The organism is Tepidimonas alkaliphilus (genome assembly GCF_007556595.1).
GTDB classification, from domain to species: domain Bacteria; phylum Pseudomonadota; class Gammaproteobacteria; order Burkholderiales; family Burkholderiaceae_C; genus Tepidimonas; species Tepidimonas alkaliphila.
On sequence record NZ_VJNB01000002.1, the window covers coordinates 327,588 to 342,500 of the forward strand.

A 14,913-nucleotide genomic window follows, 5' to 3' on the forward strand; every position below is an offset into this window, starting at 1 on the left:
GCGCCCACCCCGAGGACCCACCCCATGGCCCAACGCAAGATCGGTGACGTCATCCTCGACGTGCGCAACATCTCGCTGCGCTTCGGCGGCGTCAAGGCGCTGACCGACATCAGCTTCGACGTGCGCGAGCACGAGATCCGCGCCATCATCGGCCCCAACGGCGCCGGCAAGAGCTCGATGCTGAACTGCATCAACGGCGTCTATACGCCGCAGGAGGGCTCCATCACCTTCCGCGGCCAAACCTTCAGCCACATGAACAGCCGCCAGGTGGCCGAGATGGGCATCGCGCGCACGTTCCAGAACCTGGCGCTGTTCAAGGGCATGAGCGTGCTCGACAACATCATGACCGGGCGCAACCTGCGCATCCGGAGCAACCTGTTCCTGCAGGCGCTGCGCATCGGCCCGGCCGAGCGCGAGGAGATCGAACACCGCGAGGTGGTCGAGCGCATCATCGACTTTCTCGAAATCCAGGCTTACCGCAAGACGCCGGTGGGCCAGCTGCCGTACGGGCTGCAGAAGCGCGTGGACCTGGGGCGCGCCTTGGCCATGGAGCCGCAGGTGCTGCTGCTGGACGAGCCGATGGCCGGCATGAACGTCGAGGAAAAGCAGGATATGTGCCGCTTCATCCTCGACGTCAACGACGAGTTCGGCACCACCATCGTGCTGATCGAGCACGACATGGGCGTGGTGATGGACATCAGCGACCGCGTCGTCGTGCTCGACTACGGCAAGAAGATCGGCGACGGCACGCCGGAGGAGGTGCGCACCAACCCGGACGTGATCCGCGCCTACCTCGGCGCCAGCCACTGAGACACAAGCGCCGCACGCAAGGAGACGACAGGTATGGCCTTCTTCATCGAAACGGTGTTCGGCGGCCTGATGGCCGGCATGCTGTATTCGCTCGTGGCGCTGGGCTTCGTGCTGATCTTCAAGGCCTCCGGCGTGTTCAACTTCGCGCAGGGCGCAATGGTGCTGTTTGCCGCGCTGGCGATGGCGCGCTTTGCGGAGTGGTACCCGCAGTGGTTCGGGTTCGACAGCCTGCTGCTGGCCAACGTCCTGGCGTTCCTCACCGCGGCGGCGCTGATGTTCGTCGTCGCCTGGCTGATCGAGGCGCTGGTGCTGCGCCACCTGGTCAACCAGGAAGGTGCCACGCTGCTGATGGCGACGTTGGGCATCACTTACTTCCTCGACGGCCTGGGCCAGACGCTGTTCGGCAGCGACATCTACCAGATCAACATCGGCATGCCCAAGGATCCGGTGTTCATCCTCGAAGGCACGTTCGAGGGCGGCATCCTGATCAACAAGGAAGACCTGATCGCCGCCGGCATCGCCGCGGCGCTGGTGGCGGCCCTGAGCCTGTTCTTCCAGAAGACCGCCACCGGCCGTGCGCTGCGCGCGGTGGCGGACGACCACCAGGCCGCGCAGTCGATCGGCATCCCGCTCAACCGCATCTGGGTGATCGTCTGGTGCGTGGCCGGCATCGTCGCGCTGGTGGCCGGCATGATCTGGGGCTCCAAACTTGGCGTGCAGTTTTCGCTGTCCACCGTGGCGCTGCGCGCGTTGCCGGTCATCATCCTCGGCGGCCTCACCTCGGTGCCGGGCGCCATCGTCGGCGGCCTCATCATCGGCGTGGGCGAAAAGCTCTCCGAGGTTTACCTCGGGCCGCTGGTCGGCGGCGGCATTGAAATCTGGTTCGCCTACGTGCTGGCGCTGGTGTTCCTGCTGGTGCGTCCACAGGGCCTGTTCGGCGAGAAGATCATCGACCGCGTCTGACGCCGCCCCGCGCCCCGGCCTTCCGTCCCCCTCACGCAGCCCTCTTCGACCGGAGACCTCTCGTGTTCTACCGCGAAAACGGCCAGTTCAAGACCAGCTACCGCGCCGACCAGCAGATCTTTCCGATCGCTCAGGACCGCTGGGCCATCCTCGCGCTGGTGGCGTTCGCCTTCGTCGGCGTGCCGCTGCTGGCGGACGAGTACCTGTTCCGCGCCATCCTGATCCCGTTCCTGATCCTGTCGCTGGCGGCCATCGGGGTCAACATCCTGGTCGGCTACTGCGGCCAGATCTCGCTGGGCTCAGGCGCCTTCATGGCGGTGGGCGCCTACATGGCCTACAACGCCTTCGTGCGCATCGAGGGCATGCCGCTCGTGGTCGCGCTGCTGATCGGCGGTCTGTGCGCGACGCTGGTGGGCATCATCTTCGGCATCCCGAGCCTGCGCGTCAAGGGGCTGTATCTCGCGGTGGCGACCTTGGCCGCGCAGTTTTTCGCCGATTGGGCGTTTCTGCGCATCAGTTGGTTCACTAACGACAGCCCATCGGGCTCGGTGTCGGTGTCCAATCTCAGCGTGTTCGGCTGGCGGCTCGACACCCCCGAAGAAAAATATTTGTTCTGCCTGGCAGTGGTGGCGCTGTTTGCGCTGCTGGCCAAAAACCTGGTGCGCTCGGCCATTGGGCGCGAGTGGATGGCGATCCGCGACATGGACGTGGCTGCCGCAGTCATTGGCATTCGGCCGGTGTATGCCAAGCTGTCGGCGTTTGCGGTCAGCTCTTTCATCGTCGGCGTGGCCGGCGCGCTGTGGGGCTTTATCCACCTCGGCTCGTGGGAGCCGGCGGCATTCTCGATCGACCGCTCGTTTCAGCTGCTGTTCATGGTCATCATTGGGGGGCTGGGCTCCATCATGGGCAGCTTCTTTGGCGCCGCTTTCATCGTCATTCTGCCGATTGCGCTCAACCAGTTGCTGCCGTGGCTTGGAGGCCTGGTAGGGCTGATGGTGTCCACCGCCACCGTCAGCCACGTCGAGCACATGATTTTTGGCGCGTTGATCGTTTGGTTTCTCATTGTCGAGCCCCATGGCTTGGCCAAGCTGTGGAGCATCGGCAAGCAAAAGCTGCGCATCTGGCCGTTTCCGCACTAACGGCCAGACCGCAGCCTGATTCGTCCCACCCCAACCGCAAAGGAGACTCCGCCATGATCCGACGCTCCACCCTGCTGGCCGCGGCTGCGGCGCTGTCGGCCTCGCTGCTCGGCGCCCACGCGCACGCACAGGCCAAAGAGCAATTTTTCCCCGTGCTGGTGTACCGCACCGGCGCGTACGCCCCCAACGGCACGCCATGGGCCAACGGCTTCATCGACTACCTGAAGCTGACCAACGCGCGCGGCGGCATCAACGGCGTCAAGATCATCTGGGAAGAGTGCGAATTCGGCTACGCCACCGATCGCGGCGTGGAATGTTACGAACGGCTCAAAGGCAAGCATGGCGGAGCCACAATGTTTCAGCCGCTTTCCACGGGCGTGACGTTTGCACTGACCGAAAAAGCCCCGATCGACAAGATTCCGGTCATCACCGTGGGCTACGGTCGCAGCGAAAGCCAGGACGGCGGCATCTTCAAATGGAACTTTCCGCTGGCCGGCACGTATTGGGTGGCCGCGGACGTGCTGATCCAGCACATCGCCAAGCAAGAGGGCGGCTTTGACAAGCTCAAGGGCAAGAAGATCGCCCTGGTCTATCACGACAGCCCGTTCGGCAAGGAGCCGATCCCGCTGCTGCAGGAGCGCGCCGCGATGCACGGCTTTCAGCTCAATTTGCTGCCGGTGGCGCACCCAGGGGTGGAGCAAAAATCCACCTGGCTGCAGATCCGCCAGCAGCGCCCTGACTATGTGTTGCTGTGGGGGTGGGGCGTGATGAACGCCACCGCGCTCAAAGAAGCGCAAGCCGTCGGCTACCCGCGCGAGAAAATGTACGGCGTCTGGTGGGCCGGCTCCGAGCCGGACGTCAAAGATGTGGGCATGGGCGCCAAGGGCTACAACGCCGTCGCCATGCAGCATGGCGCTGAGCCCAATGCGCCGTTCATCAAAGAAATCTTGGAAAAAGTGCACGCCAAGGGCCAGGGCACCGGCCCACGCGAGGAGGTGGGCTCCGTGCTGTATGTGCGCGGCGCCATCAGCGCGATGCTGGCGGTGGAGGGCGTGCGCGCCGCGCAGGAGCGCTTCGGCAAGGGCAAGGTCATGACCGGCGAGCAGGTGCGCTGGGGCCTGGAAAATCTCAACCTGACGCAGGCCAAGCTCGACGCCTTGGGCTTCAAAGGCGTGATGCGCCCCATCTCCACCTCATGCCAAGACCATATGGGGTCGGCCTGGGCGCGCATCCACACCTGGGATGGCACCAAATGGGTGTTCACCAGCGACTGGTATCAGGCCGACGAGCAAATCATTCGACCGATGGTGCGCGCCGCTGCCGATCGCTACGCCGCCGAGAAAAAGATTCAGCGTCGCACGCCGCAAGACTGCCAGTCGTGATGATCGGCTGAGGGGGGACGCGGGGCACGCACCATGGGGGACTGGTCCCCTGCCCGCGTCCTTCCTGGCGGTATCGACGGCGTCCAGCCTTCGGATCGAGCCGAGGCTGGGCGATCCCCCTCACCGATGGAACCTTGCCCATGACCATCCCCGCCCCCGTCCTCACCGTCAACGGCATCGAGGTCATCTACAACCACGTCATCCTCGTGCTCAAGGGCGTCTCGCTGCAGCTCGCCGAGGGCCAGATCGCCGCCATCCTGGGCGGCAACGGCGCCGGCAAGACCACCACCCTGCGCGCCATCTCCAACCTGCTCAAGGGCGAGCGCGGCGAGGTCACCAAGGGCTCGATCGAGCTGCGCGGCGAGCGCATCGACAACCTCACGCCCGCCGACCTCGTCAAGCGCGGCGTGGTGCAGGTGATGGAGGGGCGGCACTGCTTCGCCCACCTGACGATCGAGGAAAACCTGCTGACCGGCGCCTACACGCGCAAGGACAAGGGCGAGATCGCCGCCAACCTGGAGAAGGTCTACACCTACTTCCCGCGCCTGAAGACGCGCCGCAACAGTCAGGCCGCCTACACCTCCGGCGGCGAGCAGCAGATGTGCGCGATCGGCCGCGCGCTGATGGCCAACCCCAGCGTCGTGCTGCTGGACGAGCCCTCCATGGGCCTGGCGCCGCAGATCGTCGAGGAGGTGTTCGAGATCGTGCGCGAGCTCAACCAGAAAGAAAAGGTGAGCTTTTTGATCGCCGAACAAAACACCCACATGGCGCTGCGCTACGCCCACTACGGCTACATCATGGAGTCGGGCCGCATCGTGATGGACGGCGCCGCAGAGGAGCTGCGCAACAACGAGGACGTCAAGGAGTTCTACCTCGGCATGGGCGGCGGGCAGCGCAAGAGCTTCCGCGACGTCAAGAGCTACAAGCGCCGCAAGCGCTGGCTGGCTTGAACACCCCGCCCTTCCCCCCCAGTCCGCCGTTCAAAACCCGACGTTAAGCCCCATGCCCGCCCACCACGACGACCTGGAAACCCGCGACCCCGCCGCGCGCGAAGCCGCGCTGCTGGCGGCCCTGCCCGACCTGATCGCCCACGCGCAGCGCGCCGGCGGCTTCTGGGCCGCGCAGCTGGCCGGGCTCGATCCGGCCACGGTGACGACGCGCGCCGCGCTGGCGCGCCTGCCGGTGCTGCGCAAGCACGAGCTGATGGAGCGCCAGCACGCCAGTCGCGCCGCCGGCGGCGACCCGTTCGGGGGTCTGGCCACGGTTGGCTGGCGCGGCCTGCTGCACGCGCGCGGGGCTAAGCGCGTTTATCAATCCCCCGGCCCAATTTACGAGCCGGAGGGCGAGGCGCCTGACTACTGGCGCACTGCGCGCGCGCTCGTCGCCGCCGGCTTCGAGGCCGGCGACCTGATCCACAACGCCTTCAGCTACCACCTGACGCCCGGCGCCTGGATGATGGAGGCCGGCGCACAGGCGCTGGGCTGCACGGTCTTCCCCGGCGGCGTTGGGCACACCGAGCAGCAGCTGGCCGCGATCCTGGACCTGCAGCCGGTCGGCTACTGCGGCACGCCGAGCTTCCTGCGCATCCTGGTCGAGAAGGCCGAGGCGGCCGGCCAGCGCCTGCCGATCCGCAAAGCGCTCGTCTCTGGCGAGGCGTTTCCGCCCAGCCTGCGCGACTGGCTGCGCGAGCGCGGCATCGACGCCTACCAGGCCTACGCCACCGCCGACGCCGGGCTGATCGCCTACGAAACCCCGGCGCGCGAAGGCCTGGTGCTGGATGAGGGCGTGCTGCTGGAGATCGTGCGCCCCGGCACCGGCGACCCGGTGGCCGACGGCGAGGTCGGCGAGGTCGTCGTCACCGTCTTCAACCCGGCCTACCCGCTGATCCGCTTCGGCACCGGCGACCTGTCGGCGGTGCTGCCCGGTGCGTGCCCGACCGGGCGCACCAACGTGCGCATCCGTGGCTGGCTCGGCCGCGCCGACCAGACGACCAAGGTCAAGGGCATGTTCGTGCACCCGTCGCAGGTGGCTGAGGTCGTGCGCCGCCACCCGCAGGTGCGGCGCGCGCGGCTGGTGGTCAGCGGCCGCATGGCCGATGACCGCATGACGCTGCGCGCCGAGACCGCAGACCCAAGCGACGCCGCGCTGCGCACCGCGCTGGCCGAGACGCTGCGCGACGTCACCAAGCTGCGCGGCGAGGTCGAGCTGCTGCCGGAGGACACCCTGCCCAACGACGGCAAGGTGATCGAAGACGCGCGCACTTACGATTGAGCCCCATGCCAGCCCGCGCCAGAGCGATGGCCAAGCTGCGCTACCATCGGCGTGGTCTTTGACCCTACTTTTTTCATGGAGATGATGCTCATGGGCCACAAAACTGTCGTCTTCGCCGCCGCGCTGGCGCTGACCGTGGCGGAAACCGCCTTGGCGTTTCCGAACAAACCGATCACCTTCGTGGTGCCGTTTGCCGCCGGCGGCCCCACCGACACCGTGGCGCGTCAGCTGGCTGAGGCCATGCGCAAGCACTTGGACAACGCCACCATTGTGATCGACAACGCCGCCGGCGCTGGCGGCACGATCGGCGCCAACAAGGTGGCGCGCGCCCCTGCCGATGGTCACACGCTGCTGGTTTGGCACATCGGGATGGCCGCTACGCCCGCGCTTTATCGCAAGCTATCCTACAAGCCGCTCGAAGATTTTGAATACCTTGGCATCATCAACGATGTGCCGATGACGCTGGTCGGCAAGCCGCAGCTGCCGGCCAACACCTATCGCGATTTCGAAAACTATATCCGGGCCAACCAAGGCAAGCTCAACCTCGGCCACGCAGGCTTAGGCTCGGCTTCGCACATCTGCGGCTTGATGTGGCAATACGCCGTCAAGCTCGACAAATCGATGACCACCATCGCTTACCGCGGCACCGGCCCGGCGATGAACGACCTGATCGCCGGCACCATCGATGTGATGTGCGATCAGACCACCAACACCACGCAGCAGATCGAAGCCGGGCGCATCAAAGCGTTTGCGGTCACCACCGCCAAGCCGCTGTCTGATCATCCGCTGCTGAAGCACTACCCCACGCTGCAGGAAATGGGGCTAAAGGATTTCAACCTGACCATCTGGCACGGGCTGTATGCGCCGAAGGGCACGCCTGCGCCGGTGCTGCAAAAGCTCAATCAAGCCCTGCGCGCGGCGCTGAAGGATCCCGACTTCATCAAAAAACAAGCCGAACTGGGCGCCATTGTCGCCAGCGAACGCGACAAACGCGTCACGCCCGAGGGTCATAAAGCGTTTGTGGCCGCCGAAATAGCCAAGCTCAAAACCGTAATCGACGCCGCCGGCCAATACGCCGACTGACGTCGTAGAGCACGGCTGCGCGCCCTGCCCATGCGCAGGGCGTCTTGTGGCCGTCAGCGTTACTCCACCCCCCAGACGATTTCGCAGCCTGCACGCTCGCATCGTTGCAACATGTCCAGCAGCGGGGCAACGCGCATCCGCAGCGTCACGTCATCGCGCTCTTCATCGTGCGTCTGCGGCGGTTCGTCCTTTTGCGCAGCGGACGCTGCGCGCCACGCCTCCTCTTGAGCCACAGCCGCGCGCAGCGCCGCAATCGAAGCCGGAATCTGCTCCGGCAACACGATGCCGGGGCCATCCGGATCTTTTCCCAAGATTGCCAGCACCCGCCGGGCATGCTTGCCCAGCATCACCACGTCGCCAGTTGCCTTGGATCGAAACCGATACAGCATCGCCGCTGCGCCCTCCGCACCGAACAGGTCGCTCCAAGTCTGAGGCTTTCCGGGCGCTTTATGCCTGCGTATGCGCCCGCAACACGGTGTCCACCAAACGCCCGGCGATTTGCCCGACCGCCAACGCTGCTGGACACCCCGGTGTGTGCACCAACAAGAGCTGCCGTCGCATCACCGCTTCTTTGACCGCGGGATCGACCGGGATATCCCCCATATGCAACAAGCGCACCCCAGCGCCCTGCCCTGGGCTCACAAACCGATTCAGCACCGTCTGCAGCTGCTGCGTGATGACGCGTCCGTCACCGGGCCGCGCGGCCTGATTGACCACCAGCCGAATGCGATCCCGCTGCTGCTGCGTGGCCAGCACCTTGATGGTGGCGTAGGCATCGGTCAACGACGTCGGCTCCGGGGTGGCCACCAGCAGCACCTCGCTGGCCAACGACAACGCAAACAACACCACGTCTGAAATGCCAGCGCCCGTATCGAGCAACACCACGTCGTAACGCGGCACCACCTCTGCCATCAAGCGCAAAAACTCGTCGCGCACTTCTGGGGTCAGACGCGAGTACTCCACCATGCCCGAGCCGGCCAGCAACACACTAAAGCCCCCCGGAGCGGCCACGATCGCCTCCTGCAACGTGCATTTGCCGGTGAAGACGTCGTGCAGGGTCAGCTTCGGATAGAGGTTCAGCACCACATCCAGATTGGCCAATCCCAAATCAGCATCCAGCACCAACACCCGTAATCCGCGGCGGGTGAGCGCTGCGGCCAAATTGGCCGACAAAAAAGTCTTGCCGACTCCGCCCTTGCCGCTGGTGATGGCGATCACCTTGCCGCGGGCAGGGTGCAAGATGACACCACCGGCTTGGGGCTCAGTCGAGGTCACAGCGGTTTCAGTTGCGTTCATGTCAGATCGGGTTCGGCCTCAGCGGTGCCGGCGATGATACGGTCAACCCCCAACTCCGCCCCACCAAGCAGCCAGCGCTTTTCTTCCGCCGACACTTCGGTGTGCGGCACGGGTTCAAGGCACACGCGGTTGCGACCAGCGTTCTTGGCGGCGTAAAGCTGCCGATCCGCCCGTTCCAACCAATGCTGCCAAGTCGAGCGCACCCACGGCGCCGCCAAAGCCCCGCCAAGGCTGGCGGTCACGCCAAGCTGACCTCCCTGCGGCAACGGCACCCGCGCCTCGGCGACCGCCAACCGCACCCGTTCCGCCAGTTTGCCTGCGCGTGCCGGCACCACATGAGGCAGCAACACCGCAAATTCCTCACCCCCAAGCCGCGCCACGGTGTCCATCGGTCGCACGCTGCGCTGTAACGTCCGAGCCACTTCCTTCAACACAGCATCCCCCACCGCGTGGCCCTGCTGATCGTTGATGGCCTTGAAATGATCCAAATCCACCACCAACAACAACGCCATTTCGCCGGTGCGGCAGGCGCGATCCAGCTCTTGCTGCGCTCGCGCTTCAAAAGCTCGTCGGTTCGGCAGGCCGGTAAGCGGGTCTCGCTCACTCAGCAAGCACAAACCATCGATAATGGCTTGCAGTTCTTGCAGCGAAGGGGGGGTTTCAGCCGCGGGCAATGCAATCCCTTCCTGGCGCAACAGCGCACGGGCATGGTCGAGCTGCAAGCCTTGCGGCGACATGTCAGGGCATTCCGCAAACGTTGCGCCTCCTCCTGGGCTTGTTGGCCCAAAGAACAGAGAAAGCCGCTTCAGCGATTGTAACGGTCTGTTCAGTCGCGACCTTGCTGAACAGCCGCAGTGGCTTGTGCAGTGCCGCTTCTGCGAACGATGGCCGGTCGTCAAGCTGCGCCAGCGTACCCCCTCGGCCACGGGCGCGGCGCGCACCGCTGCACGGCGGCGCGGATTGCCTCGATGTGCTCAGGCGTCGTGCCACAACATCCGCCAATCACATTCACCCAACCTTCAGCGGCCATCGCATGCAGCAGGCGGGCGGTGTCTTCGGGCTTTTCGTCGAAACCGGTCTCACTCATCGGATTGGGCAAGCCCGCATTGGGGTAGCAACTGATGTAGGCATCGTCCACCACGCGTGCCAATTCCTGAATATAGGGCCTCATCAACGCCGCCCCGAGCGCACAATTCAACCCCACGATCAATGGGCGCGCATGCCGGATGCTTGCCCAGAATGCTGTCACCGTCTGTCCGCTCAACAAGCGTCCCGACGCGTCGGTGACCGTGCCGCTAACCATGATCGGCAAATGTTCCCCCGAATCGTCAAACGCTTGCTGGATGGCAAACAGCGCGGCTTTGGCGTTAAGGGTGTCAAACACCGTCTCCACCAGCATGAGATCCACGCCGCCTTCGATCAAACCGACGGCCTGCTCGTAATACGAAGCCGCCAACTCATCAAAAGTGACGTTGCGGGCGCCCGGATCGTTGACGTCGGGGCTGATGCTCGCCGTGCGCGGCGTTGGCCCCAGGGCGCCGGCGACAAAGCGCGGCGCTGCGGGACGGGTGAAGCGATCCGCCGCTTGCCGCGCCAGTCGCGCGGAAATCACATTCATTTCTTTCGCCCAAGCCTCAAGCTGATAATCGGCCTGGGCCAGACGCGTGGCGCCAAATGTGTTGGTTTCGATGATATCCGCGCCGGCCGCCAGATAACCTTCGTGGATTTGTTGAATCACATCGGGGCGCGTCAGCGAAAGCAGCTCGTTGTTGCCCTTCAAATCCACCGGATGCGCCGCGAAGCGCTCATCCATCACGTTTGGGTTATCCGTAGCGCCGCGATACTGAGCCTCGGTCAAGCGCAGGCGTTGAATCATGGTGCCCATCGCACCATCGATCAGCACAATGCGAGACTGCAAAAGCGGCAGCAACTCCGCCCCTCGGGTGTAGGCGCGTCTCATCCCCATCGATCGCCACGAACTTGGGTTTAACGTCTTGAAACCAACAAGCCCTGAAGGACAACACCTCCAGGGCTTAGATGAGATTTGAAGACTTGATTCAATCTGGGCGACCTTTCGCCGATCGCCCGATGGACACGCCAACTCGATCGGCACAACGCCACTTTTAGCTGAACTTATACAGCAGCACTGATGCTCACGAGCATCATAACGCCGTGCCCCTTTTTAGCCACTGTTGAAGCCGCTTGAAGACGTGCTTGGTGTTTTGCTTGCCTTTGCAAGCTGCAGCGCCTCGAAGAAGAGGGGGGAGGTGGGGCAGGCTCAGGCGCGCGCGGTCAGGTTTGCTGCAGCTGGCCGCCGCGCGGCTTTGCCTCCCACCCATGCCCTTTAAGCCTGGCGCGCATGCATCGCAGCCTGTGCAGCACTGCCGCGCACTGGCAGCTTGAAGGGCAACAGAAGCAGCCTGACGATGACCTACTTTCGCACGGGCAAGGCCGCACTATCATCGGCGCAGAGGCGTTTCACGGTCCTGTTCGGGATGGGAAGGGGTGGAGCCACCTCGCTATGGTCGTCAGGCATCAACCGGTCAGCACCCAAGGCGTAGCATGCAAGCGGCATCGGACTCATGGAGCCGAGGCTGGCTGCGCCCTGGATGCGCATGAAGTTGCTGGATCAAGAGGGCTGCTCACGCCAAGCAGCGCCACACACGTTTGTTGGCGCCACAAGCGCGCGCTCAACCATCCACGAAAGCAGCCTGCGCCGCCCATGCCAGCTGCGGCCGACATGGGCAAGCCCAGCGTCCATGCTCTGCCTTGCGGCAGCAAAGCTATAGGGTCAAGCCTCACGGGCGATTAGTACTGGTTAGCTCAAGGCATTGCTGCCCTTACACACCCAGCCTATCCACGTCGTGGTCTTCGACGACCCTTCAGGGGGGTCAAGCCCCCAGGCAGATCTCATCTTGGGACGAGTTTCCCGCTTAGATGCTTTCAGCGGTTATCTCTTCCGCACTTAGCTACCCGGCGATGCAACTGGCGTCACAACCGGTACACCAGAGGTGCGTCCACTCCGGTCCTCTCGTACTAGGAGCAGGCTCCCTCAAATCTGCAGCGCCCACGGAAGATAGGGACCAAACTGTCTCACGACGTTTTAAACCCAGCTCACGTACCTCTTTAAATGGCGAACAGCCATACCCTTGGGACCGGCTACAGCCCCAGGATGAGATGAGCCGACATCGAGGTGCCAAACACCGCCGTCGATATGAACTCTTGGGCGGTATCAGCCTGTTATCCCCAGAGTACCTTTTATCCGTTGAGCGATGGCCCTTCCATGCAGAACCACCGGATCACTTAGACCTGCTTTCGCACCTGCTCGACTTGTCAGTCTCGCAGTCAAGCACGCTTAAAGCCTATGCACTAACAGCACGATGTCCGACCGTGCCTAGCGTACCTTCGTGCTCCTCCGTTACGCTTTAGGAGGAGACCGCCCCAGTCAAACTGCCCACCATGCACTGTCCCCAGCCCCGCTTCAGGGGCCCAGGTTAGAACCTCAAACGCACCAGGGTGGTATTTCAACGTCGGCTCCACAGAACCTGGCGGCCCTGCTTCACAGCCTCCCACCTATCCTACACAGATCCGTTCAAAGTCCAATACAAAGCTGCAGTAAAGGTTCATGGGGTCTTTCCGTCTTTCCGCGGGGAGATTGCATCATCACAAACACTTCAACTTCGCTGAGTCTCGGCAGGAGACAGTGTGGCCATCGTTACGCCATTCGTGCAGGTCGGAACTTACCCGACAAGGAATTTCGCTACCTTAGGACCGTTATAGTTACGGCCGCCGTTTACCGGGACTTCGATCAAGAGCTCATCACCCCATCACTTAATCTTCCGGCACCGGGCAGGCGTCACACCCTATACGTCCACTTACCGTGTTCGCAGAGTGCTGTGTTTTTAGTAAACAGTCGCAGCCACCTATTTTTTGCAACCCATTCGCGCTTCGATGCTCTCTACACGCTACTAGGGCACACCTTATCCCGAAGTTACGGTGTCAATTTGCCGAGTTCCTTCTGCCGAGTTCTCTCAAGCGCCTGAGAATACTCATCTCGCGCACCAGTGTCGGTTTGCGGTACGGTCAGCTGCAAGCTGAAACGCTTAGTGGCTTTTCCTGGGACCCCATTCGGTCACTTCGCAAGCCTTGCTTGCTCGAGCGACGGCCTCGGTATGTGACACGCGGATTTGCCTACGTGTCGCCTACTTCCGCCTCAACCGGCCCTTCCAACCGCCGGCCTGACCTAGCTGGATCCGTCCCCACATCGCACTTGCAGCCGGTGCAGGAATGTTGACCTGCTTCCCATCAGCTACGCCTTTCGGCCTCGCCTTAGGGGCCGACTCACCCTACGCCGATGAACGTTGCGTAGGAAACCTTGCGCTTGCGGCGAGCAGGCTTTTCACCCGCTTTAACGCTACTCATGTCAGCATTCGCACTTCCGATACCTCCAGCAGGGTTCTCACCCCACCTTCAGCGGCCTACGGAACGCTCTCCTACCATGCGTGTTGCCACGCATCCGCAGCTTCGGTGCCCGGCTTGAGCCCCGTTACATCTTCCGCGCAGGACGACTCGATCAGTGAGCTATTACGCTTTCTTTAAATGATGGCTGCTTCTAAGCCAACATCCTGACTGTCTTAGCCTTCCCACCTCGTTTCCCACTTAGCCGGTCTTAGGGACCTTAGCTGGCGGTCTGGGTTGTTTCCCTCTCGTGTCCGGACGTTAGCACCCGGTGCACTGTCTCCCACGCTGCCACTCTTCGGTATTCGGAGTTTGCCTTGGTTTGGTAAGTCGCCATGACCCCCTAGCCAAAACAGTGCTCTACCCCCGAAGGTGATACGTGAGGCACTACCTAAATAGTTTTCGGAGAGAACCAGCTATTTCCAGGTTTGTTTAGCCTTTCACCCCTATCCACAGCTCATCCCCTGCTTTTGCAACAGCAGTGGGTTCGGCCCTCCAGTACCCGTTACGGCACCTTCAGCCTGGCCATGGATAGATCACCTGGTTTCGGGTCTACGCCCAGCGACTCAACTCGCCCTGTTCGGACTCGGTTTCCCTGCGCCTACCCTACTCGGTTAAGCTTGCCACTGAACGTAAGTCGCTGACCCATTATACAAAAGGTACGCCGTCACCCCAAAAGGGCTCCGACTGTTTGTAAGCACGCGGTTTCAGGTTCTGTTTCACTCCCCTCCCGGGGTTCTTTTCGCCTTTCCCTCACGGTACTGGTTCACTATCGGTCGATGACGAGTATTTAGCCTTGGAGGATGGTCCCCCCATCTTCAGACAGGATTTCTCGTGTCCCGCCCTACTTGTCGCACGCCTAGTTCCACCGCCGGCTTTTCCCATACGGGGCTGTCACCCTCTGTGGCCGGACTTTCCAGACCGTTCTGATAAGCCAGCGGCTACATCGTGCAGGCTGCTCCCATTTCGCTCGCCACTACTTTGGGAATCTCGGTTGATGTCTTTTCCTGCGGGTACTGAGATGTTTCAGTTCCCCGCGTTCGCCTCGACACCCTATGGATTCAGGTGCCGATACCCTCATCGGGTGGGTTGCCCCATTCGGAGACCCCCGGATCAACGCTTGCTTGCCAGCTCCCCGAGGCTTTTCGCAGGCTGCCACGTCCTTCATCGCCTGTCATCGCCAAGGCATCCACCACGTGCTCTTGTTCACTTGACCCTATAGCTTTGCCGCCAGCAAGCCGCCTCCAACAGCAGCCCGCCTGCGACCCCAGGTCAGTGAACGCTTGACTTTTAAAGCGCTTGCCGCTTTCGCTTCACAGCTGTGCGCGCGCGCCTGTTGCGCCCTCCAGCAAGAAAGCAGCGCCACCCTCACGGCAGCATCCCCTTCTTGCCAGACGTGTTTGCGCTTGACGTCAACCCTCTTGCGCTGTCTGCATGCGCAGCCGGCCCGCACACAAGGCTGCAGAGCGCTTTTCGCACCCCGCAAACCCGCGCACACCGACTGCCTTTGC

The 14,913-nt window shown here is 63.1% G+C and carries 11 protein-coding genes and 2 rRNA genes; 7 read left to right on the top strand and 6 right to left on the bottom strand.

What is annotated here, in order from left to right:
- Positions 1-24 precede the first annotated feature (24 nt).
- The 7 genes from Talka_RS03640 (at position 25) to Talka_RS03670 (ending at position 7,648) form a co-directional block, all read left to right on the top strand.
- Positions 25-810, top strand: coding sequence for an ABC transporter ATP-binding protein (locus tag Talka_RS03640; protein WP_143889740.1), 786 nt, complete (start codon positions 25-27; stop codon positions 808-810).
- Between the two features lie 33 nt (positions 811-843).
- Entirely contained in the window at positions 844-1,773 is a 930-nt protein-coding gene (locus Talka_RS03645) for a branched-chain amino acid ABC transporter permease (protein ID WP_143889741.1), read from the top strand.
- 62 nt (positions 1,774-1,835) lie between these two features.
- Positions 1,836-2,912: a branched-chain amino acid ABC transporter permease gene (locus Talka_RS03650; RefSeq protein ID WP_143889742.1), complete on the top strand. Its 1,077-nt coding sequence runs from the start codon at positions 1,836-1,838 to the stop codon at positions 2,910-2,912.
- A gap of 53 nt (positions 2,913-2,965) precedes the next feature.
- Positions 2,966-4,294, top strand: coding sequence for an ABC transporter substrate-binding protein (locus Talka_RS03655; protein ID WP_143889743.1), 1,329 nt, complete (start codon positions 2,966-2,968; stop codon positions 4,292-4,294).
- Positions 4,295-4,434: 140 nt separating this feature from the next.
- Positions 4,435-5,244 carry an ABC transporter ATP-binding protein gene (locus Talka_RS03660; RefSeq protein WP_143889744.1) on the top strand — a complete coding sequence of 270 codons (810 nt, stop codon included), beginning with the start codon at positions 4,435-4,437 and terminating at the stop codon, positions 5,242-5,244.
- Positions 5,245-5,296: 52 nt separating this feature from the next.
- Entirely contained in the window at positions 5,297-6,565 is a 1,269-nt protein-coding gene (locus tag Talka_RS03665; protein WP_143889745.1) for a phenylacetate--CoA ligase family protein, read from the top strand.
- A 90-nt stretch (positions 6,566-6,655) separates the two neighbouring features.
- Complete coding sequence (locus Talka_RS03670) at positions 6,656-7,648, top strand: tripartite tricarboxylate transporter substrate-binding protein (protein ID WP_185970048.1); 993 nt, start codon at positions 6,656-6,658, stop codon at positions 7,646-7,648.
- Positions 7,649-7,707: 59 nt separating this feature from the next.
- Here the strand turns inward: Talka_RS03670 and Talka_RS03675 are convergent, their stop codons facing one another.
- The 6 genes from Talka_RS03675 to Talka_RS03700 form a co-directional block, all read right to left on the bottom strand.
- Complete coding sequence (locus Talka_RS03675; RefSeq protein ID WP_143889746.1) at positions 7,708-8,037, bottom strand: DUF1840 domain-containing protein; 330 nt, start codon at positions 8,035-8,037, stop codon at positions 7,708-7,710.
- A gap of 58 nt (positions 8,038-8,095) precedes the next feature.
- Positions 8,096-8,944 carry a MinD/ParA family protein gene (locus Talka_RS03680; protein WP_143889747.1) on the bottom strand — a complete coding sequence of 283 codons (849 nt, stop codon included), beginning with the start codon at positions 8,942-8,944 and terminating at the stop codon, positions 8,096-8,098.
- A complete protein-coding gene (locus Talka_RS03685; protein ID WP_143889778.1) occupies positions 8,941-9,681 on the bottom strand; it encodes a GGDEF domain-containing protein in 741 nt (246 codons plus the stop codon). The genes Talka_RS03680 and Talka_RS03685 overlap by 4 nt, the downstream gene beginning before the upstream one ends.
- 158 nt (positions 9,682-9,839) lie before the next feature.
- Entirely contained in the window at positions 9,840-10,904 is a 1,065-nt protein-coding gene (locus Talka_RS03690; RefSeq protein ID WP_143889748.1) for a homocysteine S-methyltransferase family protein, read from the bottom strand.
- Between the two features lie 458 nt (positions 10,905-11,362).
- A 5S ribosomal RNA gene (gene rrf / locus Talka_RS03695) occupies positions 11,363-11,477 on the bottom strand.
- Positions 11,478-11,731: 254 nt separating this feature from the next.
- Positions 11,732-14,618 (bottom strand): 23S ribosomal RNA (locus Talka_RS03700).
- Positions 14,619-14,913 lie beyond the last annotated feature (295 nt).